General features: G+C 64.1%; 26 protein-coding genes and 1 tRNA gene. 6 read left to right on the forward strand and 21 right to left on the reverse strand.

Going from position 1 to position 26,388, the window contains the following annotated elements:
- Positions 1 to 41 precede the first annotated feature (41 nt).
- Positions 42 to 527, reverse strand: coding sequence for a nuclear transport factor 2 family protein (locus tag FHY02_RS01970; protein WP_183919978.1), 486 nt, complete (start codon positions 525 to 527; stop codon positions 42 to 44).
- Positions 528 to 962: 435 nt separating this feature from the next.
- On the reverse strand, positions 963 to 2,036 hold the full coding sequence (locus FHY02_RS01975) for a tyrosine-type recombinase/integrase (RefSeq protein WP_183919979.1): 1,074 nt from the start codon (positions 2,034 to 2,036) through the stop codon (positions 963 to 965).
- A 494-nt stretch (positions 2,037 to 2,530) separates the two neighbouring features.
- Here FHY02_RS01975 and FHY02_RS01980 point away from each other — a divergent pair, with 494 nt between their 5' ends.
- Together FHY02_RS01980 and FHY02_RS01985 are read left to right on the forward strand one after the other, a co-directional pair.
- A complete protein-coding gene (locus FHY02_RS01980) occupies positions 2,531 to 3,904 on the forward strand; it encodes an ATP/GTP-binding protein (protein WP_183919981.1) in 1,374 nt (457 codons plus the stop codon).
- Positions 3,891 to 4,502, forward strand: a complete 612-nt coding sequence (locus FHY02_RS01985) for an RloB family protein (RefSeq protein ID WP_183919983.1) — start codon at positions 3,891 to 3,893, stop codon at positions 4,500 to 4,502. The genes FHY02_RS01980 and FHY02_RS01985 overlap by 14 nt, the downstream gene beginning before the upstream one ends.
- 319 nt (positions 4,503 to 4,821) lie before the next feature.
- Here the strand turns inward: FHY02_RS01985 and FHY02_RS01990 are convergent, their stop codons facing one another.
- The 7 genes from FHY02_RS01990 to FHY02_RS02020 form a co-directional block, all read right to left on the reverse strand.
- On the reverse strand, positions 4,822 to 6,120 hold the full coding sequence (locus FHY02_RS01990; RefSeq protein WP_183919984.1) for a type II secretion system protein GspD: 1,299 nt from the start codon (positions 6,118 to 6,120) through the stop codon (positions 4,822 to 4,824).
- Positions 6,117 to 7,214, reverse strand: a complete 1,098-nt coding sequence (locus tag FHY02_RS01995) for a zonular occludens toxin domain-containing protein (protein ID WP_183919985.1) — start codon at positions 7,212 to 7,214, stop codon at positions 6,117 to 6,119. Before FHY02_RS01995 ends, FHY02_RS01990 begins: the two co-directional genes overlap by 4 nt.
- On the reverse strand, positions 7,214 to 7,507 hold the full coding sequence (locus tag FHY02_RS02000; protein ID WP_183919986.1) for a DUF2523 family protein: 294 nt from the start codon (positions 7,505 to 7,507) through the stop codon (positions 7,214 to 7,216). The genes FHY02_RS01995 and FHY02_RS02000 overlap by 1 nt, the downstream gene beginning before the upstream one ends.
- Positions 7,508 to 7,518: 11 nt before the next feature.
- Positions 7,519 to 8,955 (reverse strand): hypothetical protein, encoded by a 1,437-nt coding sequence (locus FHY02_RS02005; protein WP_183919987.1) that lies wholly within the window; start codon positions 8,953 to 8,955, stop codon positions 7,519 to 7,521.
- A gap of 102 nt (positions 8,956 to 9,057) precedes the next feature.
- Complete coding sequence (locus tag FHY02_RS02010) at positions 9,058 to 9,312, reverse strand: hypothetical protein (protein WP_183919988.1); 255 nt, start codon at positions 9,310 to 9,312, stop codon at positions 9,058 to 9,060.
- A gap of 121 nt (positions 9,313 to 9,433) precedes the next feature.
- On the reverse strand, positions 9,434 to 9,706 hold the full coding sequence (locus FHY02_RS02015; RefSeq protein WP_183921521.1) for a hypothetical protein: 273 nt from the start codon (positions 9,704 to 9,706) through the stop codon (positions 9,434 to 9,436).
- A 4-nt stretch (positions 9,707 to 9,710) separates the two neighbouring features.
- Positions 9,711 to 9,986, reverse strand: a complete 276-nt coding sequence (locus FHY02_RS02020) for a hypothetical protein (RefSeq protein WP_183919990.1) — start codon at positions 9,984 to 9,986, stop codon at positions 9,711 to 9,713.
- 289 nt (positions 9,987 to 10,275) lie between these two features.
- Here FHY02_RS02020 and parA point away from each other — a divergent pair, with 289 nt between their 5' ends.
- Positions 10,276 to 10,920: a ParA family partition ATPase gene (gene parA / locus FHY02_RS02025; RefSeq protein ID WP_183919992.1), complete on the forward strand. Its 645-nt coding sequence runs from the start codon at positions 10,276 to 10,278 to the stop codon at positions 10,918 to 10,920.
- Positions 10,921 to 10,981: 61 nt separating this feature from the next.
- Entirely contained in the window at positions 10,982 to 11,248 is a 267-nt protein-coding gene (locus FHY02_RS02030; protein ID WP_183919994.1) for a ribbon-helix-helix domain-containing protein, read from the forward strand.
- Positions 11,249 to 11,675: 427 nt separating this feature from the next.
- On the opposite strand, the gene FHY02_RS02035 is transcribed toward FHY02_RS02030, so the two are convergent.
- From FHY02_RS02035 to FHY02_RS02075, 9 genes are all read right to left on the reverse strand, one after another.
- The gene (locus FHY02_RS02035; RefSeq protein WP_183919995.1) at positions 11,676 to 12,341 is read right to left on the reverse strand and encodes a hypothetical protein; all 666 of its coding nucleotides are present in this window, start codon (positions 12,339 to 12,341) and stop codon (positions 11,676 to 11,678) included.
- Between the two features lie 125 nt (positions 12,342 to 12,466).
- Entirely contained in the window at positions 12,467 to 13,702 is a 1,236-nt protein-coding gene (locus FHY02_RS02040) for a hypothetical protein (RefSeq protein ID WP_183919996.1), read from the reverse strand.
- A 237-nt stretch (positions 13,703 to 13,939) separates the two neighbouring features.
- Positions 13,940 to 14,953 (reverse strand): hypothetical protein, encoded by a 1,014-nt coding sequence (locus FHY02_RS02045; RefSeq protein ID WP_183919997.1) that lies wholly within the window; start codon positions 14,951 to 14,953, stop codon positions 13,940 to 13,942.
- A 102-nt stretch (positions 14,954 to 15,055) separates the two neighbouring features.
- Positions 15,056 to 15,595 (reverse strand): hypothetical protein, encoded by a 540-nt coding sequence (locus FHY02_RS02050; RefSeq protein WP_183919998.1) that lies wholly within the window; start codon positions 15,593 to 15,595, stop codon positions 15,056 to 15,058.
- Between the two features lie 228 nt (positions 15,596 to 15,823).
- A complete protein-coding gene (locus FHY02_RS02055) occupies positions 15,824 to 16,597 on the reverse strand; it encodes a helix-turn-helix domain-containing protein (RefSeq protein WP_183919999.1) in 774 nt (257 codons plus the stop codon).
- A 245-nt stretch (positions 16,598 to 16,842) separates the two neighbouring features.
- Positions 16,843 to 16,918: transfer RNA gene (locus tag FHY02_RS02060), tRNA-Thr, on the reverse strand.
- Between the two features lie 17 nt (positions 16,919 to 16,935).
- Positions 16,936 to 17,799 carry a hypothetical protein gene (locus tag FHY02_RS02065; RefSeq protein WP_183920000.1) on the reverse strand — a complete coding sequence of 288 codons (864 nt, stop codon included), beginning with the start codon at positions 17,797 to 17,799 and terminating at the stop codon, positions 16,936 to 16,938.
- Positions 17,796 to 19,157: a serine hydrolase gene (locus FHY02_RS02070; protein ID WP_183920001.1), complete on the reverse strand. Its 1,362-nt coding sequence runs from the start codon at positions 19,155 to 19,157 to the stop codon at positions 17,796 to 17,798. Before FHY02_RS02070 ends, FHY02_RS02065 begins: the two co-directional genes overlap by 4 nt.
- The gene (locus FHY02_RS02075) at positions 19,141 to 20,463 is read right to left on the reverse strand and encodes a replication-associated recombination protein A (RefSeq protein WP_183920002.1); all 1,323 of its coding nucleotides are present in this window, start codon (positions 20,461 to 20,463) and stop codon (positions 19,141 to 19,143) included. Before FHY02_RS02075 ends, FHY02_RS02070 begins: the two co-directional genes overlap by 17 nt.
- 120 nt (positions 20,464 to 20,583) lie before the next feature.
- On the opposite strand from FHY02_RS02075, the gene FHY02_RS02080 reads away from it, so the two are divergent.
- Entirely contained in the window at positions 20,584 to 21,189 is a 606-nt protein-coding gene (locus tag FHY02_RS02080) for a PadR family transcriptional regulator (RefSeq protein WP_183920004.1), read from the forward strand.
- Entirely contained in the window at positions 21,186 to 21,476 is a 291-nt protein-coding gene (locus FHY02_RS02085; protein WP_183920006.1) for a DUF2218 domain-containing protein, read from the forward strand. Before FHY02_RS02080 ends, FHY02_RS02085 begins: the two co-directional genes overlap by 4 nt.
- A gap of 171 nt (positions 21,477 to 21,647) precedes the next feature.
- Here FHY02_RS02085 and FHY02_RS02090 read toward each other — a convergent pair whose 3' ends face one another.
- The 3 genes from FHY02_RS02090 to FHY02_RS02100 form a co-directional block, all read right to left on the reverse strand.
- Complete coding sequence (locus FHY02_RS02090) at positions 21,648 to 22,826, reverse strand: glycosyltransferase family 1 protein (RefSeq protein ID WP_183920008.1); 1,179 nt, start codon at positions 22,824 to 22,826, stop codon at positions 21,648 to 21,650.
- Between the two features lie 55 nt (positions 22,827 to 22,881).
- Entirely contained in the window at positions 22,882 to 24,657 is a 1,776-nt protein-coding gene (locus FHY02_RS02095) for a cation:proton antiporter (RefSeq protein WP_183920010.1), read from the reverse strand.
- A gap of 371 nt (positions 24,658 to 25,028) precedes the next feature.
- Positions 25,029 to 26,249 (reverse strand): NADP-dependent isocitrate dehydrogenase, encoded by a 1,221-nt coding sequence (locus FHY02_RS02100; protein ID WP_183920012.1) that lies wholly within the window; start codon positions 26,247 to 26,249, stop codon positions 25,029 to 25,031.
- Positions 26,250 to 26,388: the final 139 nt, after the last annotated feature.

Below are 26,388 nucleotides of genomic sequence, written 5' to 3' on the forward strand. Positions count from 1 at the left end.
GCTGCGCGATCGGTCGCGCGGACGACGGTGCGCGAGGAGGCTCACGGCGATCGTCCCGGCGGCGCCGGGACGACGTTGGCGTGACGCGCGAGCCAATACCAGCGGCCGTGGTGGCGCTGGTAGATGTTGGTGTAGCGCCGTCGCAGCGGGGCGGTGCCGTAGGTCCGCCCCAGCTCGCTCGCCGCGGTGGGGGTGAACAGCTCGCTGCCCATTACCACGCCGGTGTCGCCGCTGACGCGGACGCGCTCGATCGTGCGGTCGAACTCTTCCGCGCCGATGCGTCCGTCACGCATCATCGCCAGAAACTCCTCACGCGAGAGGACACGGCCGGTCGGGGCGTTGATCGTCAGCTCGGGCGCGGACAGCGCCGCCAACTTCGCGACATCGGCCTGCGCCACCATGTCCTTCTGCGCCATGTCGAGCCGCGCCAGCGCCGCCTCGACATCGCGTGGGGCGGCGGGCGCCGTCGTCGCGACCGCGGAGAGGAGGCCCGCGACGCCGGTCGCGACGATCAACAGCTGACGCATCGCCGATCTCCTATCGAGCCGGGCAGAATGGACTGAAGCGAGTCCGGAAACAATCGCCCCAACGGGTCACGTTGGCGCAAGGGACAGCGCCAGCATGGAGGCGGCGACACCGCCTGATCCGCTCCTGCGAGCTGCCACGTGCGCAAGAGAAGCGACGCGGGTCGCCCGAGGGGTGGCCTGATCGCCGAGCCCGCCCTCGACGCCGCGGCAGCGAGCACGCGCCCTCCGCCAAGGGCTCTGTCAACATCTGGAGCATGGTCATGTTGGACCGCCGCTATTTCGGTCCTCAGCGAGCGAGGAGCGCCGCTCGCAGGCGATGAAGGCGGAGGCGTGGTGCCGGTTGCAGGGATCGAACCCGCGACCTTCGGTTTACAAAACCGCTGCTCTTTTGGTGCTCCCAAGGCCTCAAAATTAGGCCGGGCAGGGGCGCGCAAGTCATGTTGCTGCCCCAGACCGAAGTACCTGTGCCGTCTTTTGTGCCACCGCGGCCTTTGCAGCTTTCACCTGCTCGGGCGTGAGAAAGGCGAGATACCGCTCCGTCACAACGATCGTACCGTGACCCAGCTCACCTTGCAGATCGTAGATCGACCCTTTGCCCCGTCTCAGGTATTCGACAGCGAATAGGTGACGGAAGTCGTGATGGCTGAAGGGGTGGAACTCAACACCATCGCGTGCCGCCTGTCGTGCCACCCGCCGCATGTACCCACCCGGGCGCGAGGACACGCCCGACAAACGATCGCCTTCGCCTTGCCAGAACACCCACGGCTTACCCTTCCATGCCGGCTGGCGCGCCATGATCTCACGAGCCGCTCTCGTGAGCGGGACGACCCTGGTTTTGTCGCCTTTACCCCGTCGCACGGTGATAATGCCCTCGACAAGGTCGACGTCAGCATGACGAAGGGATGTGACCTCCTCGAGGCGCAATCCCGTTTCTCTGGTAAACTCGCACAGGTCACGAATGCGAGCGGGAAGGCGCGCGAATACGAGTGCCACTGAGGCGGCTTGCGGAAGGACGATCCGGGTAGGGCGCTCCGGCACGAGCCGACGCCGGTTCAGCGTCACCGCGGGATTGTCAGCAATCCATCCCTCGTCCGCAGCATGATTCAACACACTCGACAAAGCGGTCAGGTCACGACGGATCGTCGCGTTCTTGACCCCTTCGTAGCGGCGTCCCTTGATCAGCGTCTTGAGGTAGTCGGCGGTTATTTCTTGGACCGCCCTAGAGTCGAGTTCGTCACCGATTTGGCGTAAGGAACACAGATATCGATCGAAAGTCCGAACCCCGAGGCTGGGGGCGACGTTCTCCTTCCAGCTCGCTACGACGTCGGACCAACGAACCGGCCCGGAAATGCCATAGATCGCTTGATCCTCACTTTGCTCGCGGAGAGCGCGCAAGCGCCGCAACGCCACCCTCTCCGACCGAGTTCGAAGGCTATGACGATGCTCCACTCCGCGTATTTTAAAGCGCGCCCAGTAGATACCTTCTCGGACATAGAGGTTCTTGGGCATCGTCGTTATCGACAACCGCTCTCCGACAATGACGGTCTATACCGTCAGTCGGCCAGCATTGCGGTTGAAGAGAAAGTGTCAACGGAGAAAGTTGCTCATTTCGGTGAGCCGAGCCCGGGCGACGTAACTAACACCGCATTAATTTCGGCCCGTCGACCAATCGTTTTCTCCCCTCGTCAAACAGCTAGTTCCAACCACGTGTAACGAAGGACCCCCGTATTACCTAACGGGGGCTAGCGTCAGCGATACCTGGAGGAACCTGTTTTCGCTGCTACGTCGGTTGCGTCCTCGCTCCGCTGCGGGCGCAACCGACATCGCGTTAGCACGTAGACTGAACCAGTGCATGAAACAGGCACGACGCTGCCTGACCAAGGCTCAAGCCTTGCTGGACGAGAAATTTCCACGACATCGACCATATGCAATTGGCGAGAGAGCGCCTAGATGACCCCTATGCGTGATTTTTCCGCGCGCGGGACCACCTAGTTAGGACAGCCATGCTGCTGCGTTTTACAGTCGAGAATTATCTGTCGTTTAACGACGAGGCTAGCATCTCCCTCGTCGCAACGGCGGATCGTTCACACCCAAACCATTTATACGGAACAGATGACGAACGAAGGCCGGCCGCACTACGCATTGCAGCGGTTTATGGTGCAAACGGACATGGCAAATCAAAGTTAGTAGAAGCGATCACCGCTCTTCAGCGGCACGTTCGCGGAAAAGGGTGGCGCCACGCCCCTTTCAAGCTTGACCCTGCTTCTGCAAAAAAACCAACAAAAATGATCATGGAGTTCCGGTTCGACAATCATGATTTTGAGTATGGCACCGTCATAGAAAAGGATCATGTCGCGGAAGAATGGCTATTTGCTACCGACGCCTCAAAAAAAGAAGAAAAAATTTTTGAACGTGCAACTAAACGCACCGAAGATAATAAATTCAAGACCACTGTAACGTCCGGTAAGGCACTGTCCGCGTTGCCCAGCCCTTCGGATGGCGTCAGAATGCCACTGTTTATAAAGGTATTGGGGAGTAGCCTTAAGCCGACTGAATCGTTTATCAGCAAATCTGACGATCACGATCTTGGCTTAGCGTCACAAGCTTTTAAATGGTTTGACGATATTCTTACTCCTGTCTCCGCTACATCGTCTTATGCGGCGTTGTTTGATCGAATGAGCGACGAAGAGACCTTCCGTAAGTTTATCGGCGAGTATATGATGCGCTGCGACATCGGTATCGAACGGATTGAAAGCCATAGAAGGAAGCTTGACCTTGCGATCCTAGATTCAATGCCAACCTCTTTTCGGTCTGAAGTCGAGCAGCTAGATAATGCTTCTGCTATGGAAATTGGCGGAAACGAAGGCTCGTCGATGAAGATCGAAAAAGATGATGAGGGACAGGTCTACGTTCGAGACGTGGCGTCAATTAGAAGAAATGTGAATGGTGATATTGTTAAATTTAGCTTGGATGAAGAGTCCTCTGGAACGCGCCGACTTTTTGACCTATTGCCTATGATAAGCGACGCAGGGGATGAACGAGTATATGTGGTAGACGAGCTCGACAGAAAGCTGCACCCCCTCTTGGCCTATGAGTTTGTGCAATCCTTTGTTAACTCATCTTCTACTCAGCTAGTTTTTACCACCCACAATACATATCTAATGTCGCTTGATCTTTTGCGCCGTGACGAGCTCTGGTTTGTTCAGAAGAAGCCCGACGGGAGCTCAGATTTGTACTCTTTATCTGAGATGAAGGTACGAAACGATTTAAATATTCGCAAAGGGTATATCTCGGGCCGCTTCGGCGCCATTCCTTTTATCGGCAGCGCAGCCGATCTAGGATTAAGCAAGTCGGAGAGATCTCGTGGCGCTAACTAGTAGAAAAAAGCGTCCTCTCGATCGCGTTGTAGCCGTCCGTGACGCCCGTCTCATTATCATCGCGACTGAAGGTGAGAGATCAGAGCCAATTTATTTTGATATTTTCCACTCCACAAGAGTTAGGCTCCACGTAGTCCCTTGTGTCGATGGAAAAAGTTCACCTGAAGCAACTTTAGAACGACTAAATCAATTCAAGCAAGAATATGAACTTGACGCATCTGATGAACTTTGGCTTGTGATTGATCGTGATAGATGGACGCCAAAAATGATATCCGACATCGCTCGCAAATGTGTGTCTCAGAGGGTCAATTTGGCTGTAAGCAATCCGTGCTTCGAAGTATGGTTATCCTTTCATTATACCAGCAGCATTCCAGCAAAACTCCAAAGTACGACTGCTGACGGCTTTTTCCGATCTCTTCATGGATCTTATAAAAAAGGGAACTATGATCCTAAACCACTTCTTACGAGGGTCAGAGCCGCGATCAATCACGCAGAAGCACTCGATAACCCAAAGGGACGAAGATGGCCAGTATCAGTAGGTTCTCATGTTTACATCTTAATGAAAAGCATCATTGCCGCAGGTGTTCAAATTCCTTAGGTGACTGAATCAGTTTACGCGCATGTGGCTCGTCCGTTTAAGGTTTAGATTTACAAGTCCGCCTGACAAGGCTGTGAGACCGAAGTTTCTTAAATTGAAGAAACATTACATCTCGCCGCCTAAACAGCGATTGCGATGCACTTCATGGGACTACTGCCCGATAACCCCAGCATGCCCCCGTGCTCAACCAGGTCAAGGCGACCCCTTCGGGGAGCCCTGCGGGCTGCCTTGACCCGGCCTGCGCACGAGGGCGTTCTAAAGGCGTCGGGACGAAGCACGTCAACGATTTGACGGCCTGCGGCGCGTCGAACAAAGCACATCAGGAAGAAGAGGTCTCCTTACCGGCAAGCGCCGTCACCTGAAGGACAAGCAGCACTTCCGTCCGCGCCGCCGACCGTGACCGAGACCCAATCAGCCCCTTGAACAATCCCGAGTGCGTTGCAGTCTCGCTATCTTCGGTCAACCCACCCATGACAACCAACTCCCCTGACCGAAGGGAGAGCGAATTCGTCAGAGAACGCCTATTGAGTGTCGGGCTCGCGTTAACCCCCGTCGTCGTTCGAGCGAAGGACGAGATCTCCTGGTCGACATCCAGGTCGATGACATCGCGGTGAAGCGTCGGCCGAACCTTCAGGATCACGCCACTGTCGCGGTACTCGATCGACTGCACAGGCGTCGAGCCATTCTGACCCTGGTAACTCACGGCACCCAGAACCGGAACCTGGGAGCCGGAGTTCAGGACAGCCTCGGTACCCGAACGAGCCCGCACCGATGGAGAGGTGACGACCTTGAAGCGGTTGTCCGAATTAAGCGCCGACACGACGGCGTCGACGTTGCCGGTGCGAAGCCGCACGAGCGTGTCCGAGACAGGACCACCAGCCAGATACCCGCCAAGCAAGCGCCCCCCAAGCAGCGAGAGCGCGATCGACAGGGCCGACTGATTCGTACGTCCGGTCTGCACCTCGTAGATCGTCGCTCGCACCGTCAACTCGCCCTGCTCGGTGTCGAGCTGGTCGAGAAGCGCCCGTGCGTGCGCGACGTCCGATTTGCTCCCCGAGAAGACCAGCGCATCCGGCTCGTTCACCGACTGCACACCCGACGCATCCGATTGCGCCTGCGGTCGCGTACCGAAGCGGAGATCCGGCAACACACCGCGCAGAATATCGGACAGGAAGCTGGGCGACCGGAAGTGCGGCACGTAGACCGCAACGTCCACGGGCTCGCGCTTGGCCGCAGGACCGGCGGAGAACGGCTGCCGAGCAATCGAAGCACCAATGCCAGGACTAGGCGAACCGAGCGCTCCTACGACGCCCTGAGAGGCTCCAGCGCCGATCTGATCGACACCATCGACACTGACCACCGCGAGGCCCATCGCCCGCAGGTAGGCCACGACCTTGGCGCGCGCCTCAGTAGGCGCCGCGACCAGACGCACGGAGACCGTGCGTCGATCGGTCGAGACCTCCGGTGCCACTACATAGGGCACGCGGAGCACGTCGCGGTACAGGATCGTCACCAGCTCGGAGACAGGCACCGCGTCGAGCTGCACCGAAACATGGCCTGGCGGCGCAGGCGCGGCAGCGACCAGCGCGAGCGCCAGCAAGGGCCCGAGTTTCCTCATCTTACCACTCCTGCGAACGGCGAGGATGAGGCGGACGCGGCCTGCATGCCGATCGGCAGCACGCGCTGCCCGTCGATGATGCCCACCGAGGGACGGCCATCGACCATCGAAAAGCCGGACGGGTCCTCGTATCGGGTGTTGCCCGCTCGATCGACGAGCACGACGACCCGCATACCCGGCGTCTCGATCATGCCCGAAATGCGCCAGACCTGCGAGACAGGCGGCGCGCCGTTGACCGTAGGCACCGCCGCCGAGTCAGTCGGCACCGCACCGATCGGCGTGACCGCCACCGGCGGAGCTGCCGCCACGATCGCCGTAGCAGACGCCCGCTCGCTTTTCGGATGAGGGTGGAAGAACGACCACAGGAACCACACCGAGGCGATCAGCACCGCGATCGTAGCCGCCATCATCAGCAGCACCCTGGGCTGCGCCAGCACGTTCTCGCGCCGATCGGTCGCAGCCTCCTTGCCGACCCCACCCTTGTAGCTGGAGTAAAGCGCTGAGATCTCGTTCTGGTAGCGCCCACCGCCGCGGCCAACCGACTGGCCCTTGCGCTGCTCGGCGCCTTCCCAGGTGTGCCAGGTGTAGCGCTTCGCCAGCCCGACCGCCTTCAGCTTACGAAACTTGTAGCTGCGTTCGATGCAGCCACGGAAATCCTCGTGGAAGTCGGTGGCGAGTTGCGACGCCACCACGATGTCGGTCGACTGATGCGTCTCCGCCGACACGAAGTGGCGATGGTACCGCAGGAACTTCATGACGGAGGGCGGGAAGCGCCCGCGGCGCGGCCAGAACATGCGCACCTCGTCGAACACGACCAGGTCGCCCGCCCGCACCAGCGAGGGCGCGTTCGGCTCGTCGACCGACGGCCAGAAGCCCGGCTCGAGGGTCCGGTGCGGATCGAACAGCTGCACCTCGCCGACGTGCTCGAGTCGCGGCCACTTCTTGCGGACGTACTCAGCCACCAGCTCGGGCTTGATGCCCTCGACGTTGGTGAGCACGCGCCGGCCGGCGCGCACTCCGGGCACGATCACCTCGGCGACGAGTGCGTAGCTCTTTCCGCTGCCAGGCACACCCGTGTAGGCGGTGATCGCCATCAGCCGATCACGGGTATGCGCCGGATCGCGAAGGCAAGACCGGCGGCCGAGACTAGCATCGGCAGCCCGACGTCGAGGCGGAAAACGCCGAACGCCCAGAGCACCGCGCCGCTCAGCCCGTTGACCGACGATTGCAACGAGCCCGCCGGCGAGTTGGCGAGGTACGCCGTCACCACCGCCATGAACTCGGTGGTGATGAAGTAGAGCACCCCGAAGATCATCGCCTTGAAGACGATGGCACGGAAGACCCATGCAAGCAGGTAGTTCAGCGCGGAGACGAGGATACCGTACATGCGCGTGCCTCTCAGGCGCGAAGGATGATGAAGGTGGCCGCGATCGACCAGCACAGCACCATCGCGGCCGAGATCGCGGCCGCATGCTCGGCGATGAAGTCGCAGTGGCGATCGATCTTGAGATCCCAGGTGTACACCTTGCCACTGAACACCGGACAGGTACCTGCCGGCACCGTGATCGATGGCCCGGTGAGCTTCGGCACCATGTCGAAGATCGGATCGAGGATCGAGCTGGCGGTCGGTGTGTCGGCCGTCGCGTCTGGCGCTGGCGTACCAGGATCGGGACCGAGGTTGGCGAGAGGCTGGGCAGCGGCGGGGTTCGTGGCCTTGGCCGGCTCCGGCACGTAGCCGGGATCGGTCGCGGTCTTTGTGCCGTTCGCTGGCAGCGGGACCCGTTGGAGCTGCGTGCCTGCCTCTGCGCCTTCCGCGACAGGAGCGGTAAGGTCACCGACCGTGGGCCAGAGATCAGGCCGCGTCTCGCGCAGCGTCTCCATGTCCGCCGTCGTGATCGGATCGGTCGCGGTGTACGGGAAGCCGCTGTATCCCGGCGTGTTGGCGGCCTTCTGCCACAGCCTGTTCGCGACCTGCGCCATCAATGCCGGGTCGGCCGGCTTGTCGAGCTCGGTCTGTGGTAGGTGATCAGGCAGCTCAAGCGGCTTCACCTCGCTCGGTGCGGACCCGACATCGACGCAGTTCGATCCGACTGCGACGCCCGATAGGCATTCGGTTCCCGAGTAAGCCTTGAGAGGGCCACTCGCACCGATAGGATCGAAGGATTTGTACCGCTTGCCATCCGAATCGACGAAGTACGTGTCCCATTCGACCCCGCCGGAGACGGCACGCATCTCGCCGACGGACCAGGTCTTGCCGCTCCCGTAATTGCCGTGATCGTTGTTGCGTAGCGTAACGACCTCAGCCGCGCAGCCGGCCGGCTCGCTGCAATAAACGTCGCGATTGAACGCCGAGACGCTGTGATAGTAGGTCCCGCCCGCTCCCAGCTTCGCGTACGCGCTGCCGCGCATCAGCGTGCAGGAGGCCGCGGTATCGCAACGCACGCTCGTGCCGTGATCGCTCGTCAGATACCAGATGCCCGCGCCGACCAGAACCGCGCCCAGGATCAGCGCACCCCAGGTCAGCGCCGTGCCGGCCGCGGCGCCGATCGCGACCTCCTCGACCAGCCCGGCCGCAGCCTCACCCATACCCGACAGCGTGCCCTCGACGCGCGGATCGGCGAGGCTGAAACCCATGCGAGCGGCGCGCGACTCCATCGCCTCGCCGAGCAGATTGTTGACGCGACCTGGGAACGGCATCTTCGCGATCGACGCCTGGTGCGCCTGAATCGCGAAAGCGGCGACAAGGCACCAACGCACCAGGCGTAGCCGTCGCAGCAAGCGCAACGTCACGCCGTCATCCCCACCTTCATCCCGAGAACTGCGACGAACGCGCACGCGATACCGTGCCCGAACAGCATCAGCTCCCATGCGACCTGCTGCGTCATGCGCGCCTCCCTGATGCGCGAAGGGGCCGGGCTCTCGCCCGACCCCTTGCCCTCACGCCCTGAGGAACTTGAGCGCCCACTTCACCGCGGTCGCCACCACGATGAGCCCGGCGATGAGACCGCCGGCCGAGATGATGCCCGCCTCGGCATTCGAGAAATCGACGCCGGCAAGCATGCGCGTCACGTCCGCGGAGGACGGAGCCGTAGTCGTCGTCGTAGTCGTGTCGGCCGCGAACGCCGGCACAGCCGCCAGCATGGAGGCGAGCATCACGCCCGCCGAGAACACCTTTCTCATAGTCAGCTCCATGATCAGCGCGGAAACCGCCGCGCGCGGTCCTCACCGGCGCCACTCCCACGCCCAGATGAGAAACGAGGACAGGAGGACGAGCACGAGCGCCAGCGCGGCACCGACGAGCACGAGCAGCCCCTCAACCACGCAGCACCTTCAGCACCGAGCCAACCGCGAGCCCGAGGCAGAAGAACAGCAGCACTGCGCCGAACGAGGCGGCCCAGAACTCCGCCGCGGCGCGATAGTCGAACGGTGCCGCTGCCGCTTCGACCGCGGCAACCGTCGCTGCGGAGAGCACCGGAACCTCGGCAACGCCAGGTGCGTAGGGTCGGCCATCGATCGTGCCGCACGGATCGACAGCAATCCCATTCGCGGCCGGTAGGCACGCCACGACGTACTGCTTCGTCGCCATGGCGTCAGAACGGGTCCTGGTCCGCGGTGAGCGTCATCTGCACCGGGCGCACCGTGCGGATCTCGCCCGTCTGCGTGTCGGTCACCTTGTACGAGCGACGATAGTAGCCACCGAGTTGGGCGCGCACGCGTACGATCGAGTTGAGATCGCCGAGCCGTCGATCGGAGCGGATCTCGAACGGCACCGGATGGGCGTACTCATCGGACGACGCGACCAGCAGCACGGAATAGTAATGAGGCGAAGCGTAGCGCTGCTCGACGAGCTTGCCGCTGATGTTCACGAACAATCCCTCACCGCCAGCTCCAAAAGGGCGTGAGTCCGCAGCTGCACTGGCCATGCATCTTTCCTTCCAACGACTATGTGGCGAGACACAGAGGGCGGCCTGTAGCTGCCCGACGCATGAAGAATCTCTGCGGCGGAACGGAGCGTCAAGCGGTTGTTCTCGCACAATCGCCAGAGCGAGTCAGCAACGTTGGGCTAAACGTGAGCGCGTTCACACGTCCGCGCGTGCACGTGTTCCTATGATGACGTGAGAGCGTGTCCACATGGGCACGTGTGGGAGTGTTCACGTGCGAACCATCTCGATCATCAGCCAGAAGGGCGGCGCCGGAAAAACGACGCTCGCCATTCATCTCGCCGTCGCCGCGATGCAGTCAGGTCTCGCGACGCTGATCCTCGACACCGACCCGCAAGCGACTGCCAGTCAGTGGTACCAGTGGCGCGGCGGGGGCGAGCCCGACGTCATCGACTGCGCCGCGCACGCGCTGCTCGCGCGCAAGGTCCAGCAGGCCAGCGAGCTGGGCGCCGAGCTGGTCGTGATCGACACGCCGCCGCATGCCGACATTATGGCGCGTGAAGCATGTCGGGTAGCAGACCTCGTGTTGATCCCGTGCCGCCCCCAGGCCTTCGACCTGGCGGCCATTGAAGCCACGGCCGACCTCGTCAGGGCAGCGGACAAACCCGCCTTCGTGCTCTTCATGGGCGGACCGCCGCGTGCCCCGGCGATCTATCGGGAAGCACGCGAGCTTATCGAGGGAACGGACAGGCTCGAAACAAGGAAGGTCGCGGTCGCACCGGTGATGCTCACCCAACGCGCCGCGTACCATCACAGTTCGGGAGAGGGGCGGACCGCGAGCGAGTTTGAGCCGACCAGCAAGGCCGCCGAGGAAGTTGCGACGCTATGGACGTGGACACGTGCGCAGGTGGACGTGTGAACATGTCGACGCGTGATTACGTGCACGCGAGGTCAGCCGTCGAATGTGAAGGAGCTCTGGAGTGAGCAGGTTCAGCGGCATGAAGGAGCAGCGTTCGGTCCGGTCAAAACCGATCGACCCGGCTGAGGTCAGCGGTGTCGCCGCACCCGCACCGTCCAGTAGCTCGAGAAGAGGCAAGAAAGCCGTAAGCGCCTATTTCTCGCCTGAGGTCAGCCGTGCGCTCAACGTGCTCGCCGCCGAGAACGAGACCACTCTTCAAGCGCTCATGGGCGAGGCAATCGACCTTCTAATGCGACAGTACGGCAGGCATCCATTCGGTGAGCGGTAAGTGTGCTGCATTGAACCATTATCGATTCGACGGGCGCACACGCTTGAGTTAGCATCAGACTTCGAGGTGAACATGACCGACGACGATACGCCCCGTTACGAGAAAAAGAGCACTCGACCGCTGCCACCGGAGCGTAACAGCGAATGGGGACAATTTTCTGCCAGACCAGCTGCGCCGCCAGCAGCAGCCGCAACCAGCAAACCGTCGAAACCGTCGAAACCGTCGAGGTGAACGTATGACCCGAGATCGAAGTGGTGAACGCGCGAATCCTAGCTCACGTCCAGGCTCCTTCAGTGGAAACGATGGTAACGAAGGAGCATCCACACGCCCCGTTGCCCCTCCGCCTACCACTGGCTCGGGTGGCCAAAGGCCAGCGAAACCGAGTCGATAAAGGTGGCTCAGCGCCCTCCATACATTCCTGATTCAGCTAGACCGCCGGCTCCTCCTCCCCCGCCACCTCGGCAGCCGTCGCCCCCGCCCGCGAAACCTTCCCGCTAAGGTAGCGAAGCTCAACACGCTTTATTTGAGCTACCGGGACGTAAGTCAGCAAGTCACCCTCGGCATGAATAACATCGGTTTTATCGAACCATTTTCCGTCCGGTCTTTCCTCCGATGTGACATACAGGGCTATATCCCCAATCAACCCCAAGGTGACTGGGCCTTGATAAGCATTCTCGAAGTCCCGCGTATCATCGCACATTAGTACCCGACCATCGATCATTTCGACGATAACCTGAGAAGGTGCGGCGCCGGTTGCTTGAGCGGTTATGCTGATCCACGCACTTGGAATATCGTCCGCCCAACTTATTTTGGCATTTCGAGCCAAGGCAGCCCAAGCGTTCATTCCAAACCAGCGCCAGCAAACGCCCGCGGAAATAGTCAGCGCGAAAGCAATTAGAGATGTCAGCACGGGCGTCTGATAGCCGTACGTCATCATAGCACTTGCGGGAACGCCAAATGCAAATGATTTGAATATTGCGTCCGCGGTCGTGTGATGTTGGCGAATGCCAGCATACGCGATGAGATAGGCTAAGTACCCCGCCCCAAGGGCTAGTTGAACCGCAAATGACAGTGCGAAAAGTTCAGATCCCATCGGCGCACCTCAAGACAGTAAAATGTTCGCACTTGGAACGGATAACGGGACTCATCCCTTTGCGAGGGCGCTCAAGTGGCATTGCCGTTTTGAAACCCGGCGTGCCTATTTTATTGTGTTACCTTTCAATTTGATGGAAATGGTACTTTTAAATCCGATAACGTCCAGCCATTTCTTTCCGTCCACGATGCTTCCCAATCCAAATCTCGCATCGACTCTGGAAACGCCCTGACATGCCGTTCCGGGATCCAAGCTACCTCTTGGTACGGTAATGAGGTTTCTACCTGAAGAGTGACTAGCTCGGTATAAGGCGGCTCAAATCCTCGGTTGGGCCACGGCCTAAACGTAGTGTACACCAGCGGTAAATCACTAAAATCGTCAGGCTCCTGATCGATTTCTATAATTTCACTATATGGTATCGTTCCGATAAGTCTAAAATGGACTTGATTGCGACGGGGCATGGATGACCAAGCTTCGACTATTTCCTGCGCATTTCCAAAAACCTCAGGCATTATCCATAAATCCTCTGCCTCACGTGGATAAGAGGCATTAAATGCACTAGCGAAATCCCAATTTCCGGTATCTGGATCGAAATAACCGTAATGCTGTCGAATAATTATTCGCAATCCTTCCGTGCCAGCTCCACACGACCAGACCGGGCGCCATCGGTAGTCACCTCGACGCCAACCTTCTGCATCGACATGCGGATAGCGGTCATCGCTCGGATCTCTAAGAATGATTGCCGCGCCCGGCCATGTTGCCCGATCCTGAACTTGCCTAATCTTGCGCTTGAGTGCAATCTCACGTCTTATGCGAGTTGCCGTCCCTTGTCGCCGAATGTGAAGCGAGATGCCAAAGTACGCGAAAAGAAGATTGTCGTTTTTTGATTGGAAAAGCTGATCTTCAATTTCACCCCGGCCCCACAAATGAATTTCCTGGATGCCTTGCCTACGACACCAATTCCGACATGCCTCGCGCGTCGCCAAAGAAAAATCACATGCCGCAGCGAATATCAAACCATGCAAATCCTCAAGGCTGATCTTAGGTATATCCTCAAGATGCTTCACTATCTTGGCTGGTCCGATCGCGCGTTCTCGCTTACATTGAATGAGCCATAATCTCGCGCTCGAGTCAGCCTCATCCTTGTCCTCGCCGTCAGCGACGCCACTACCTGATGCGCGTCCTACCTCTACTGCACGCGCATCAAAACCAGCGTCCGCTCCGCTCCGTCCCGTCGCTTCCAGCACTTGCCACGGGCGAAAATCGTAAGCGAGTTGACGCACTAGATCCTCGAATCTTCGCGGATCTAAATGCTCGAAGGGCAGGGGATTGAGTGTGCGCGTTGGATCCATGAGGCGCATGATGTCACATACGCTATCGAGCGCCAACCGGGACAGCGACTGGACCCAGCCGCCTCAAGCTTTAGTGGCACTTCAGCGACGGAGTGGAGCTGATCCATGTACATTCCACAATCGAGCTTCCATCATAGCCCAAAAGTATCAAGGCTGATGTGATAAATTTCGCTGGGCCGCCCGACGATTTTGGTCAGAGCGGCTGCGCCTCGAGTAGCCTTCACGTTTTCCATACCTTCGTGATCTTCACGAACCCTGGCGAGCCGCGCTTACAGGCCGACGCAGACTAGGAACAAAAACATTGTCCCATCTGATCTGCGCCTCCCGCTGGATCAAGGCCGGACCTGATATTTCGCGTCCGTTAGGATCGACAATAACCGGCCTGAACAGGGCCAGCTCCACCAGCCTGCGAGTTTCTTCTTCGCCGATTAAGTTGACGAGTTCGCGTACCGATTCGCCATATTGCTCGCCCATGTGCGCCAGCGTCTTCATGCGTCTCGCCACCCTAGCGTCAATACTGACCGGCCCTGGCGTCGCGAACGGCGACGCCCGCCCCGGCTTCACGGCTTCATTATAGCCGATGGCAGTGAGGAACGAACGAGACCAGGCGGGGCTGCCGATGATCTCATGCGGCTCGAGTAGGAATGCGCGCTCCTTCTTCTCCGGCTTATCCGGCCGCATCACGACCTCGAACCGACGCCAGTCCGGATCCTGACCCAGTTCCTTGCCCTTCTCATACAGACGGCCGGTGAACGTCGCCGCCTTCTCGTTGCCGGTGCGCTCGTACCTCAGCTTGCGAGGCCAGTTAACGTAGCAGGTGCGACCCCACTCGGCGTCGCCCACGGGGTGGGGCCGCAACCCAGCGACTCTCACGATGCCGGTCAGCTCGTCAAAGAGGCGGTCGAACGTTCGCTGCGAACATCGGAAATCGAGCGCGGCATCGATGCGGTTGGCCTGCACCACATCGAAGCCATGAGCGGCAGCGTTCCAGCCCCACTCCGCCGCGCCGCCTGTCGCCGAAAGCAGTGACCAGCCAAGCGACCGCGGATTGTCGCCGATGATGGATATCGAGCCGGAGTTCACTGGAGAGGCAGCCTTCAAACCTGCCCGATACCCTGCTCGTCCAGGCGGCTCGAAGGCGACAACGGCGTCTCCGATCGCGTGCTCGAACCAGGACGTTGCCATGGTCCAGTGCAACGGCAGGCGAACGTCGAGCCAGTCGCGCGTCAGGGCGAGAAACTCACATCGCTGCCGAGCCACCGGCGCTTCCTTGAGTCCGCGCAGAAGTAAGGCGGCTAGCCATAATCGCTACCGGTGCTGGACCGGTTCGAGCATGCGTAGCCCCGGGCTCCGACCCATCGTTCAGCCCGCGCTCCCGTCGTCTCTCGCCTGTTCCGGCGACCAGGTTAAAGTTTCTTCCAGGTTCTCGCTGAGCGGGGTCGTTGCCGCGAATACGAGCAGGTCGGGATGCACCCAGATCGTGCCGTCCTCTTCAATCCGATAGTAGGAAGCGCCCTCGTCGCCGAGAAAGGCGGCGAGCGCATCTACCCTTTCGCCGAGCGCGAACGCCGCGAACGAGTCAGGAACCAGTTTACTGATCGCGCGGCTGTAGCGGTTATCGCGCTGTCGAAGGAGGCGCACGCTCTCCCGCTCTTCGATAGCCCGCCACTCAGCGGCCTCAAAAGGCATGAATTGTTGTTTGAATTGAAGCCCTTTTAACAGCAAGTCAGGGTCGACCGGTCCTCTTAAATCGCGCCTGGCCGCATTAGCGAACTGCTCAATCATCAACGCTTCATAGCTATCGATGTTGACCCTATAAGCACCGTCGGCCTGCTGCGGATCGAGCCGTCCATCTGCTATGCTGCCATCCTTACGACGACGTAGTTTTCGGCGCTTAGCCATCCTACCTTCCACCACGATTTTTGTAGCGCTTCCACGCCACTTATCGATCTCACGCTTGCCAGCGTCAGCAAATCACGAGACTCTAGAGCATTATAGAATGGTCGCAGATCAAGGATCACGTCAGCACGCCCTATCTGTGGCGCTGGCGCGTTGATGCTTCACACAGCAAGCATCTCGGTTCGATGCTGCGGAGAGCGAGCCTGCTTAAGCTAGACTAAGAATCTCCAATCAACTTTGCGTCCGAAATTCAGAATCGCTCGCTCGTCGTTCGATCGCGTCACGCAGGTCCGCCAGGGCCCTTAACAGTGGACTCTTGTTCAGCTGGCCCGGAGCAGATTGAGGCCGGGGCGCATCGCCGTACGCATCCTCGTCGGCAGGCTGCTCGTGCTGCGACGAAACCGTGCCGTGCGGCGCTGGCGCGGGCCGGAACGCCCGCGGCAGCAGCGAGAGCACGCGTTGGGGCACGCACACGCGGTAGGCGTTAGAGGTTTGCGCATAGCGCGTGCCACCTCCCTCGACTGCCACCATGCGGAAGCGGCGCTGGCGATCGAGCAGGCCGACCTCGACGAAGACCTTAATGGCCTCGGCTACGGTCGAGATCGATACCGCGGCTGCCTTCGCGAGCCACTCGTAGGACGGGAAGATGCGGCCGTTGCAGGTTCTCGCCAGCTTCAGGAACTCGTCATAGACCCGCAGCATCAGCGCCGTCATCTTGGCTACCGATCGTTCGCGAACGGATAGCTTCCGCTTCAGACTGCGTGCCTCTCTGGTCAGGACGCGTCCCTGATCGCAGAGACTCCGCGCCAATCTCGAGAGCGAATAAACCTCGCCCGGGCTGGGTGCGCGGAAGAACGTTTCTTCGAAGGAGCCTTCTTCCAGACTGCCCCGGCGTGCCGCCGCGGCCGGCTTGCGTCTGGATGATGAGCAGTTCTTATCGGCATGAACTATGTCAGCGAATTTGCCTGCTGCACAGGCGGCGGCTTCAGCGAGCGTAAAGGTCATCGACCGGCTCCCGTTTGGAAGACGAAAGGCGCACGAAGACGCCGGCCGACACGCAGTCGGTCGTCGCTAGGCGTGCGAGATGGGCGTGAGGTGCTGACGCACGCTCACGGCGGACCTCGACTGCGAAGCCAGTAGAATGGATGGGGAACAGATTGTGCCGCCGATCGTGCCGAGCGGCAGTGGCCGCTCCGACCGCCAGGATCGAGGTTAACGCTGCCCCAATTGACTGAAATCAGGTGCAGGCGTGGTGCCGGTTGCAGGGATCGAACCCGCGACCTTCGGTTTACAAAACCGCTGCTCTACCAGCTGAGCTAAACCGGCGCGGCGGCCCTCATGCGTCAGCCGACGCCGAAGGTCCAGCCCTCGGTCCGCGCCACCGCCGCATTGAGCCCCTTGGGTCGCCACAGACCGGGTTCGTTGACGCGCGCGCGCAGCCAGGCGGCGGCGAGGATCGCGTCGGTGGCATGGTCGTCGTAGCGCGCGAGCGGCGCGTGGGCCGCACTGCCGAGCGCCGCCAGCGCGGCGTCGAGCGCGGCGGCGTCGCGCAGCTTGCTCCGCCCCTTGCGCAGCCCCGCCGCACGTGCCGCGATCGCGGTATAGATCTCGACGACCAGCGCGCCCGACGGCGGCACCGCGTCGAACGGCCACACCGCGGCGCGCCCGGCGAGGTGATGGAGCAGGCGCATGCCAGCGAAGCTCGCCTTGGCGACCTGGGCGGCGCCGATCGCGTCATAGACGGTGGAGGGCTTGGTGCTGCCGTCGTGCGCCACCTCGCACACGCGCCAGTGGAGGAAATCGCGCTTGGCGCCGTCGGCCGCGCCGAGATAGAAATGACGCCCGCGCCGCGCCTCCAGGAAGGAGGCGGCGCCGAGGTCCTCGTCCGCGCTCGCCGCGTCGACGTAGCGCCACAGCGCGGGCGCGTCGCGCGTCTCGGTCTCGCCGGGCAGATGCGCGCCGCGCGCGACGAAGGGCGCGGAGAAGCTGAAGTCGAAGCCGACCAGCATGGCGCGGTCGCGCCGCACCATCAGCCAGTCGAGCACCTCCTGTCGCGACCATTCGCGCTCCGCCGGGGCGACGAGCACGGGCGCGTCGTCGCCGAGGCCGCAGCGCGCCACCGCGATGCCGCGGTGGCGGCGCCCGCGCGCGCCCGACCAGTCGATCGCGACGAACTCGGTGAAGCGGCCGGGCGGCGGCGCGCTCACCGCGCCGCGATCACGTCCGCGGTGAAGCGCGCGACGTCGAAGCGCGCGCCGGTCGGGTCCTCGCCGCGGCGGACCACCACCAGCCGCTCGGACGGCACCACCATGACATATTGCCCGCGATTGCCCTGTGCGGAGTAGCTCCCCGCGGGCAGCCCCTGGCGCGCGCCGAACAGCCAGATCGAGGCGCCATAGCCCTCGTCGCGCTCGGGCTGGGGCAGGCGCGGCGTGGTCATGTAGCGCATCCACCCGGCGGGCAGCAGCCGCCGCCCCTCCCACACGCCGTCCTGCAGCCAGAACTGACCAAGCCGCGCGAGGTCGCGCGCGGTGGTCCATACCGCGCTGGAGAGCAGGTAATTGCCCTGCCAGTCCGACTCGATCACGGTGTGCCGCATGCCCAGCGGCGCGAGCAGCCGCGCCGGCAGCGCGCGATAGCGTGCCTCGCCGAGCGACGCGCGCAGCGCGCGCACCGCGAGCAGGATATCGTTGTTGGCGTAGCGGAAGTGCGTGCCGGGGCGCGACGACAGCGGCCAGCCGGTGGCCTGCTCGGTCACGGCGGTGCCGCCGAAATACAGCGCGTCCGTGCGGTTGCCGGCGGTGTCGCTGTGCAGCCCCGAGCTCATCCGCAGGAGCTGGTCGAGCGTGATCCGCGCGCGCGGGTCGCCCGCGCGGCGCCATTCAGGCACGGTCGCGGGGCGCAGCGGGTCGACTCCGCTCATGCCGACCAGCGTGCCGGTGATGCTCTTCGCCACCGACCAGGTACGGTTGGGGACATAGGGTCCGAAGCCGTCGCGGTAGCGCTCGGCAACCACCTGCCCGTCGCGCAGCACCACGACGCCCAGCGTCTCGGTGCCGCGCCCGTACGCGCCCTCGAACGCGCGCGCCACCGCGCCGGCGAGCGCGGGCGCGGGGCGGGGCGCGATATTCGCGTCGCCGAGCGGCCACCGCCGCGGGTCGGGTCCGGGAGCGCGCGGCAGGCCGGGCGCGGGGGCGCGCGCGATCGCCTCGGCACCGATCGGCGCGAGCGTGCAGCCCGCGCCCGCTGCCCAGCTGGCGTGCCGCGGCGGCTGCGCGGGATCGAAGGCGACGCTCACCGTGCGTCCGGCACGGTCGATCCGCGCCGCCAGCGTCGGCACGAGGGCGTCATATTCCGGATAGATGCCGCGTAGCTCCAACGCCTCGACCTGGCGCTCGCTGCGGCCCGCGGTGAACAGCCCGTCGCACAGATTATAGGCCTTGTACCCCGCCGCGATGGCGCGCGCGTAGCGCTGATGGTCGTCGTATCGCGCCGACTGCGGCGACTGCGCCGCGGCGGGGATCGCGAGCAGGGCGAACGGGAGGAGCTTAGTCGCGGTGCGCATGCCGCCGCTCATCCCACCAGGCGAGCCGCTCGGCAACGCGCTTCTCGTAGCCGCGATCGGTCGGCGCGTAGAAGCGCTGCGGCGGTAGCTCGTCGGGCCAGTAGTTCGCGCCCGAGAAGCCGCCCTCGCTGTCGTGGTCATATTCGTAGTTCGCGCCATAGCCGATCTGCTTCATCAGCTTGGTGGGCGCGTTGAGGATGTTGGCGGGCGGCATCAGCGAGCCGGTCTCGCGCGCCACCTTCCACGCGGCTTTCTGCGCGGCATAGACCGCGTTCGACTTGGGGGCGGTGGCGAGATAGACGCAGGCCTGCGCGATCGCCAGCTCGCCCTCGGGGGAGCCGAGAAAATCATAGGCCTCCTTGGCGGCGAGGCATTGCGCCAGCGCCTGCGGGTCGGCCAGCCCGATGTCCTCCACCGCGGCGCGCGTCAGTCGGCGCAGCAGGTAGAGCGGCTCCTCGCCGGCGGTGAGCATCCGCGCGAGATAATAGAGCGCCGCCTGCGGGTCCGAGCCGCGGATCGACTTATGCAGCGCGCTGATGAGGTTGTAATGCCCCTCGCGGTCCTTGTCATAGACCGCGACGCGGCGCTGGAGGAAGCTCGACAGGCCGGCCGGGTCGAGCGGGGCGGGCAGGTCGACCGAGAAGAGTGTTTCGACCTGGTTGAGCAGGAAGCGTCCGTCGCCGTCGGCGCTCGCCACCAGCGCGTCGCGCGCGGCCGCGTCGAGCGGGAGCGGGCGGCCGACCTCGGTTTCGGCGCGCGCGATCAGCTGCTCCAGCGCGGCGCGGTCGAGCCGGTGAAGGATCAGCACCTGCGCGCGGCTGAGCAGCGCGGCGTTGAGCTCGAACGACGGGTTCTCGGTGGTGGCGCCGACCAGCGTCACCGTGCCGTCCTCGACGTAAGGAAGGAAGCCGTCCTGCTGCGCGCGGTTGAAGCGGTGGATCTCGTCGACGAAGAGCAGGGTGCGCTTGCCCAGCCGGGCATGGTCGCGCGCCTCGGCGAAGGCCTTCTTGAGGTCGGCGACGCCCGAGAACACCGCCGAGATGGCGGCGAAGCGCAGCCCCACCGCCTGGGCGAGCAGCCGCGCGATCGTGGTCTTGCCGGTGCCGGGCGGCCCCCACAGGATCATCGACGAGAGCCGGCCCGCGGCCACCATCCGCCCGATCGCGCCCTCGGCGCCGGTGAGATGGGCCTGCCCGACGACCTCGTCGAGCGCGCGCGGGCGCAGCCGGTCGGCGAGCGGCGCGTCAGCCGCGGCGGGCAAATCGGAGGGAACGGCCGGGTCGAGCCCGGCGAACAGGTCGGCCATCGCGCCGATGTAGGCGCGCGTGGCCAGCCCGTCATCTCGTGATCTCGCGATATATCGCAAGGCATCTTGACGACATGGTCTCACGATATATCTTGAGCGCATCGTAACGAGGAGTCGATGATGTTTGGACATATGTATGGCCACGGTCGCCACGGCGGCATGGGGCGCGGCTGCGGGCCGCGCGGCGGTCGCGGCGGCGGCTGGGAGCGGGTCGCGGCGGAGTTCGCGACACGCTGGGACGAGGCGGCGCGCGGCGGCGGCGGGCGGCGGCGGATGTTCGACGGCGCCGAGCTGCGGCTCGTGCTGCTCAAGCTGATCGCGGACGCGCCGCGCCACGGCTATGAGCTGATCAAGGCGATCGAGGACCTCACCGGCGGCGCCTATGCGCCCAGCCCGGGCGTGGTCTATCCCGCGCTGTCGATGCTGGCCGAGATGGAGCAGATCGAGGAACAGGCAAGCGAGGGCGCGCGCAAGCGCTTCGCCGCCACCGCGAGTGGGCGTGCGCACCTCGCCGAGAATGAGGCGCAGGTGGCGATGTTGCTGGAGCGGCTCGCGGGGCTGGGCGCCGAGCGGTCGCGCGGCGATCATGCCCCGGTACGGCGCGCGCTCCACAACCTGCGCCACGCGGTGCAGAACCGTCTGCACGGCGCGGCGGACGAAGAGGAAATGTTCCAGGTCGCCGCGCTGATCGACGAGCTGGCGCAGACGATCGAGCGGCGGAAGTGAGCGTCTCGGTCGCGCGCGTGCCGACGCACTCGGCGAGCCGCTATCTCCAGCAGCTCGCCAAGCACTGGAGCCATAAGATGACGGTCCGTTTTTCCGCTGAGGAGGGCGAGATCGACTTCCCCAATGGTGCGCGCCTGGCGATGCGCGCGGACAGCGAGACGCTCGACGTGGTGCTCACCGTGCCCGAGGGCGAGGATGTCGCGCGGATGCGCGAGGTGGTGTCGAGCCACCTCGACCGCTTCGCCTTCCGCGAGGCGCCGCTGACCTTCGACTGGCAGGAGGGGTGACAGGGGACGTTCTCACTACCCATCTCGCCTCGTGCCCCGGCGTAGGCCGGGGCCCAGTTTGGGGGACGCTGGTGGCTCTCACTTCGGCCTTCCCAACCGGGCCTCGGCCTTCGCCGGGGCACGGCTAGCTGGAAGGCTCGCGCGTGAGAGTAGTCGACCGCGCCGACTGCGTTACCGCCCCGCGAGCAGCTCGCGATACACGTCGAGCACCGCCTGGTTGGCGGTGTCCCAGCGGAAGCTCTTGGCGTGCTCGTGCGCGGCCGCGCCCATCGCCTCGCGCCGCGCCGGGTCGCGCGCCAGCGTCGCGATTGCGGCGGCATAGCCCTCGACGTCCTGCGGCGTCACCAGCAGCCCGGTGACGCCGTCGTCGAGCAGGTCGACCGCGCCGGTCGCGCGCGCCGCGACCACCGGCACGCCCGCCGCCATCGCCTCCGACGTCACCTGGCCCCAGGTCTCGGTGACGCTCGGGTTGAACAGCAGGTCCATCGATGCCACCGCGCGGCCGAGGTCGTCGCCGCTCTGGAACCCGGCGAACGCGGCCTGCGGGACGCGCTCGGCGAACCAGTCGCGCGCGGGGCCCTTGCCGACGATCAGCGCGCGGTGCCTGATCCCCATGGCGTCGAGCCGCGCGAGCACGTCGGCGAAGACGCCGAGCCCCTTCTCCAGCACCAGCCGCCCGAGGAAGCCGATCGCCAGTTCGTCGTCGGCGATGCCGAGCGAGCGTCGCCACGCCAGATCACGCGCGGACGGGTGGAAGCGGCGATGGTTGACGCCGCGGCCCCAGAGCGACGCCGGCGTGGTCACGCCGAGCCCGCGGATCACCTCCGCCATCGACGGGGTCGGCACCAGCACGCGGTCGGCGCGATCGTAGAAGCGGCGCAGGATCCACTTGATCGCGGGCTGCACGACCGCGAGGCCGTAATATTCGAAATAGGTCTCGAAGCGCGTGTGCACCGCCGACACCACCGGGATGCCGTGTCGCCGCGCCCAGGTCACCGCGGCGTGGCCGAGGAACTCGGGCGACGAGACATGGACGATATTGGGGTCGAACGCCTCCAGGTCACGACGCGGGCGCGCGGGCAGGCCGCGCCCGAGCTTATATTCGCCGCGCCCGCCGGGCATCGGGATGGCGGGCACGTCGACGACGGTGCCGCGCGCCTCGAACGCCGGGGTCGGCGTGGTCGGCGAGTAGACGCGCACCGCCACGCCGCGGTCGAGCAGGTGGCCGACCAGCAGGTTCTGCGCCTGGTTGGCGCCGTCGCGGACGTAATTGTAGTTGCCGCTGAAGAAAGCGACGCGTGGCGACGGCGTGCTGCCCTCGGCGGCAGGAGAGGCGGGAGACGGGCTCATCGCGCGCCCGCTAGCCCGTTTCTGCGGCGAAATCGCGGCTGATCAGCATTGCGGGTCAGGCCGGCTCGATCTCGTCGCTACGCCGCAGCCGGCGGATGCGCGGCTCACGGTCGAGCATCGCGACGCGCCGGATCGTCTGGCGCAGCTCGTCGCGCTTGTCGTGGATTGAGGCGATCACCGGCCCCATCGCGACGCCGAGATCGACCAGCACTGCCTCGGACAGCTGCAGCGAGCTCTCCAGCGTCTCGGGGACGGCGTCGGTGACGCCGGCCTTGTACAGCTCGGCGGCGTGGACCGTGTCGCGCGCGCGCGCGATGATCGGTAGCTCGGGGAAAGCCTCGCGCAGCCGCCGCGCCAGCCGCACCGTCAGCACGGGATCGTCCATCGTCAGGATCAGCGCGCGCGCGCTGGCGAGGTCGAGCCGATCGATCAGCTCGGCGCGCGAGACGTCACCGAACACCACCGGATAGCCCGCGGCGCGCGCTTCCGCGACCGCGTCGATGTCGGCCTCGACCGCGACGAACGGCTGCTGGTGGCGCGCCAGCATGTCGGCGACGAGCTGACCGACGCGACCGAAGCCGAACACCACCGCGCGCGTTCCCTGCTCGGCCGAGACCGCGTCGGGCAGCGGGTCGCGTCCCTCAATCCGGCGCGACACGACGCGGCCCAGCTTGGCGAGCAGCGGCGTGATCGTCAGCCCGATCGCGGTGACGGTCTGCCAGAAGGCGGCGGTGGAGCCGAGGATCAGCTGGGCCTGCGCCGCGGTGGCGAGCACGATCAGCGTCGTCTCCGACGGGCTGCCCATCAAGAGGCCGGTCTCCAGCGCGATGCCGCGGCGCGCGTTGGCGACGCGCAGCAGCAGGTAGGTCACCACCGTCTTGGCGCTCACCACCCCGATCACCGCGGCGAGCAGCGACCCCCAGTTGGCGAGGATCAGCTTGAGGTCGAGGCTCATCCCCACGGTGATCAGGAACACGCCGAGCGCGAGGCCCTTGAACGGCGCGGTCATCACCTCGACCTCGCTGTGATACTCGGTCTCCGCGATCAGCAGCCCGGCGAGCAGCGCGCCGACGATTGGCGACAGCCCGGCCGCGGTGGTGGCCACGCTGGCGATGATCACGACCAGCAGCGAGGCGGCGAGGAACAGCTCGGGGCTCTTGGTTCGCGCCGCCTGCGCGAACAGCCGCGGCAGCACCAGCCGCCCGCCGACATACATCGCCACGACGGTGAGCGAGCCGCGCAGCGCGACCCCCGCGATGCCGGCCCAGCCGGCCGCGGCGGTCGGTGCCATGGCGCCCAGCGCGAAGATGATCGGCACCAGCGCGAGGTCCTGGAACAGCAGGATGGCGAAGGCGCCGCGCCCGACCGGGCTGGACGTGCCGACCAGCGGCAGTACCAGCGCGGTGCTCGACAGCGCCAGCGCGAGCCCGAGCCCGGCCGAGCCGCTCCAGTCCTGGCCGAGATAGTGGAGCGTCACGCCGATCAGCAGCGACGAGCCGAGCAGCTGCATCGACCCCGTGCCGAAGACGAGCTGTCGCATCGCCCACAGGCGCCGGAAGGAGAGTTCGAGCCCGATCGAGAAGAGCAGCAGCACGATGCCGAACTCGGCGAAGGGCTCGATCGCCTCGGGATCGGAGATGGTCAGATAGTAGAGCCAGGGCGCGCGCGGCACGAGCGCGCCGAGCCCGGCCGGACCGACGAGCACGCCGACGAGGATGAACCCGATCACCGGGCTGATGCGGAAGCGCGCGAACGCCGGAATGACCAGCCCCGCCGCGCCGAGGATCACGAGCGCGTCGCTGAAGCCCTCATTCTGAAGTCCGATTGCCATGATGTGGGTTGTAAGCGGGATCGGTCGCGCTTGTCGCGCAGCGCGGCGAGAAAAAGTGCCGGGGCCGCGCGGATGGGGCGGTCGTCGCCGGTCACCCGCTGCCGATCGCCCAAGCCCGTCATTCCCGCGAAGGCGGTAATCCAGACGCGCGGACCTGAGAAGGAGCCGCGACGCCGGCGTTCATGGATCCTCGCCTTCGCGGGGATGACGAAGGATCGTCGAAGGGGAGGACGGCGACGAGCCCTCGTTGCTCCTTCCGTTCCGGCCATGTCGCGGAGGGACAGGCGACGCATCCGCGCTCCGCACCCTGCCTCGCGCACGTATAAAGATCCAGCAGGGCGGCGCACCGGAACGCGCCGCCCTCTGTCAGCTCAGGCCCAGGCGGCCATCTTCTTCTCGAGGTTGACGCGCACCGCCTCGAAGAACTGCTCGGTCGTCATCCACTTCTGGTCCGGCCCGATCAGGATCGCGAGATCCTTGGTCATGTCGCCGCTCTCGACCGTCTCGACGCAGACCTGCTCCAGCGTCTCGGCGAAGCGGGTGACGTCGGGCGTGCCGTCGAACTTGCCGCGATACTTGAGCCCGCCGGTCCAGGCGAAGATCGAGGCGATCGGGTTGGTCGAGGTCGCCTTGCCCTGCTGGTGCTGGCGATAGTGGCGGGTGACGGTGCCGTGCGCTGCCTCGGCCTCGATCGTCTTGCCGTCGGGCGTCATCAGCACCGAGGTCATCAGCCCGAGCGAGCCGAAGCCCTGCGCGACCTGGTCGGACTGGACGTCGCCGTCATAGTTCTTGCAGGCCCAGACGAACTCGCCGTTCCACTTCAGCGCGGAGGCGACCATGTCGTCGATCAGGCGGTGCTCGTAGACGATGCCCGCGGCCTTGAACTGGTCGACGAACTCGCTCTCGAACACCTCGGCGAAGATGTCCTTGAAGCGGCCGTCATAGGCCTTGAGGATGGTGTTCTTGGTCGAGAGATACACCGGCCAGTTGCGGCCTAGCCCGTAGTTGAGCGAGGCGCGCGCGAAGTCGCGAATCGACTCGTCGAGGTTGTACATGCCCATCGCGACGCCGGCGGAGGGGAAATCGAACACCTCGTGCTCGATCGTCTCGCCGCTCTCGCCCTCCCACTTCATCGTCAGCTTGCCCTTGCCGGGCACCTTGAAGTCGGTCGCCTTGTACTGGTCGCCGAAGGCGTGACGGCCGACCACGATCGGGTGGGTCCAGCCCGGGATCAGGCGGGGCACGTTCTTCATCACGATCGGCTCGCGGAAAACCACGCCGCCGAGGATGTTGCGGATCGTGCCGTTGGGCGAGCGCCACATCTTCTTGAGGCCGAACTCCTCGACGCGCGCCTCGTCGGGCGTGATCGTCGCGCACTTGACGCCGACGCCATACTTCTGGATCGCCTTGGCGCTCTCCACCGTGACGGCATCGTCGGTCGCGTCGCGATGCTCGATGCCGAGGTCGTAATAATCGAGATCGATGTCGAGGTAGGGCTTGATCAGGCGCTCGCGGATCCACTCCCAGATGATGCGAGTCATCTCGTCGCCGTCGATCTCCACGACGGGCGTCTTCACCTTGATCTTGGCCATGCCGGTGTCCTTGCTGAGAAGCGTTGCCGCGGTCGATAGGGGCAAGGGCGCGGGGGATCAACCGGGGGGTGGAAGCTCGCGCCTCTCCTCCCGCCGTCATCCTGAGCTCGTCTCAGGATCCACCGCGCCGCATACTCAG

The sequence above is a fragment of the Sphingomonas sp. BK069 genome (assembly GCF_014193405.1).
In the GTDB taxonomy this organism is placed as follows: Bacteria; Pseudomonadota; Alphaproteobacteria; order Sphingomonadales; family Sphingomonadaceae; genus Sphingomonas.

Coding starts and splice junctions, on each gene's coding strand:
- FHY02_RS01970 (WP_183919978.1), bottom strand. CDS start 527: ATGCGTCAGCTGTTGATCGTCGCGACCGGCGTCGCGGGCCTCCTCTCC.
- FHY02_RS01975 (WP_183919979.1), bottom strand. CDS start 2,036: ATGCCCAAGAACCTCTATGTCCGAGAAGGTATCTACTGGGCGCGCTTT.
- FHY02_RS01980 (WP_183919981.1), top strand. CDS start 2,531: ATGCTGCTGCGTTTTACAGTCGAGAATTATCTGTCGTTTAACGACGAG.
- FHY02_RS01990 (WP_183919984.1), bottom strand. CDS start 6,120: ATGAGGAAACTCGGGCCCTTGCTGGCGCTCGCGCTGGTCGCTGCCGCG.
- FHY02_RS01995 (WP_183919985.1), bottom strand. CDS start 7,214: ATGGCGATCACCGCCTACACGGGTGTGCCTGGCAGCGGAAAGAGCTAC.
- FHY02_RS02000 (WP_183919986.1), bottom strand. CDS start 7,507: ATGTACGGTATCCTCGTCTCCGCGCTGAACTACCTGCTTGCATGGGTC.
- FHY02_RS02010 (WP_183919988.1), bottom strand. CDS start 9,312: ATGGAGCTGACTATGAGAAAGGTGTTCTCGGCGGGCGTGATGCTCGCC.
- FHY02_RS02015 (WP_183921521.1), bottom strand. CDS start 9,706: ATGGCGACGAAGCAGTACGTCGTGGCGTGCCTACCGGCCGCGAATGGG.
- FHY02_RS02035 (WP_183919995.1), bottom strand. CDS start 12,341: ATGGGATCTGAACTTTTCGCACTGTCATTTGCGGTTCAACTAGCCCTT.
- FHY02_RS02040 (WP_183919996.1), bottom strand. CDS start 13,702: ATGCGCCTCATGGATCCAACGCGCACACTCAATCCCCTGCCCTTCGAG.
- FHY02_RS02050 (WP_183919998.1), bottom strand. CDS start 15,595: ATGGCTAAGCGCCGAAAACTACGTCGTCGTAAGGATGGCAGCATAGCA.
- FHY02_RS02055 (WP_183919999.1), bottom strand. CDS start 16,597: ATGACCTTTACGCTCGCTGAAGCCGCCGCCTGTGCAGCAGGCAAATTC.
- FHY02_RS02070 (WP_183920001.1), bottom strand. CDS start 19,157: ATGCGCACCGCGACTAAGCTCCTCCCGTTCGCCCTGCTCGCGATCCCC.
- FHY02_RS02075 (WP_183920002.1), bottom strand. CDS start 20,463: ATGGCCGACCTGTTCGCCGGGCTCGACCCGGCCGTTCCCTCCGATTTG.
- FHY02_RS02080 (WP_183920004.1), top strand. CDS start 20,584: ATGTTTGGACATATGTATGGCCACGGTCGCCACGGCGGCATGGGGCGC.
- FHY02_RS02090 (WP_183920008.1), bottom strand. CDS start 22,826: ATGAGCCCGTCTCCCGCCTCTCCTGCCGCCGAGGGCAGCACGCCGTCG.
- FHY02_RS02095 (WP_183920010.1), bottom strand. CDS start 24,657: ATGGCAATCGGACTTCAGAATGAGGGCTTCAGCGACGCGCTCGTGATC.
- FHY02_RS02100 (WP_183920012.1), bottom strand. CDS start 26,249: ATGGCCAAGATCAAGGTGAAGACGCCCGTCGTGGAGATCGACGGCGAC.